This window comes from Mycolicibacterium tusciae (assembly GCF_002086795.1).
GTDB lineage: Bacteria > Actinomycetota > Actinomycetes > Mycobacteriales > Mycobacteriaceae > Mycobacterium > Mycobacterium tusciae.
The window spans coordinates 1-1,273 of record NZ_MVIM01000058.1 but is presented as its reverse complement, the minus strand read 5'-3'; the positions used below and the strand labels follow the sequence as shown (position 1 = coordinate 1,273).

The following is a 1,273-nucleotide window of genomic DNA, read 5'->3' as shown; positions in this document are numbered from 1 at the left end:
GCCACCTCGGCCAGCACCGTTCGGGTTTCCCCCGCGCCGATACGCACCACACCTAAACCACTGAACGCCGGACCGTACTGAACACCGTGCTGGCTCAGGCGGTTACGTACCTCGGCGCCATCCACGCGCCCCGGATGCGCGGCAATCAGCGCGGATGTGTCATGGGCAGGTGGTCGGTGATCATCTCCGATACGAAGGGCTGCGGTCGCTCGCAGCGCTTGTTCGTGTCGTTGGCGTGTTTCGACGGTGAATTCGACGACGCCGGGCGATGCCAATGACGCCGAGGCGCCGACCGTGGTCTGCTCATCCAAGAGCAACGCTTGCTGGAAGTAGATGTCACGGACCTCAGAAGCCTCGCCCAGCACCGTATGTGCGGCCGCCAGCGCCATTTCGCAGTAGGCCGCCCCCGGAAGCATCGTGGTGTTACGGATCTGGTGATCGGCCAGCCAGGGCTGGGCGACGGTGCCGACCTCGGCTTCCCACACGTGGCGCTCCGGATCCTCCTGCAAGCGCACATGCGCACCCAACAGCGGATGCACCGAGATGGTGCTCCCCCTTCGTGTCGAGGCGTCCTGATCGTTACTGCTCAGCCATAGTTGACGATGCGTCCAGGTCGGTAGCGGGGCGTCCACCAGGCGCCCATTCGGGTAGAGGACCGAGAAGTCGACCGCGGCGCCCGCGCTGTGCAGATCCACCAGCAGACTACGCATGCCGTGTGGCAGCGGTTGTTCACGCCGCATGCAGGCCAGGACCGCGAGCGGGATGTCAAGACTGCGCGCGGTCTGCTCGACAGCATGGGTCAGCAGCGGGTGCGGCGCCAACTCCACGAAAACCCGATAGCCATCTTCCAGTGCCGCCCGCACTGCCGCGGCGAACCGCACCGTGCGACGCAGATTGTCCACCCAATACCTGCTGTCACACACCGGCTGTTCACGCGGGTCGAACTGGGTCGCCGAGTAGAACGGAACCTGCGGCGTCATCGGATTCAGCTCAGCCAGTACATTCGTCAGCTCGTCGAGGATCGGTTCGACCTGCGGCGAATGCGATGCGACATCCACGGCGATCTCGCGGGCCAGCACGTCGCGCTGCTCCCAGCGCGCGACCAGCTCGCGAACCGTCTCGGCGGCACCGCCAATCACCGTAGATTCCGGCGAGGCCACTACCGCCACGACTACATCGGCGATCTCGTCCACTGCCAATTCTGAAAGTACTTGTTTGGCAGGCAGTTCCACCGACGCCATAGAGCCGGCACCCGCGATGCGGGTCATCAGCC

General features: G+C 65.0%; 1 protein-coding gene. It reads right to left on the bottom strand.

Translation table 11 applies throughout. From position 1 onward, the window contains the following. On the bottom strand, nt 1-1,273 hold a 1,273-nt coding region (locus tag BST47_RS30095), incomplete at both ends, for an acyltransferase domain-containing protein (RefSeq protein WP_133056267.1).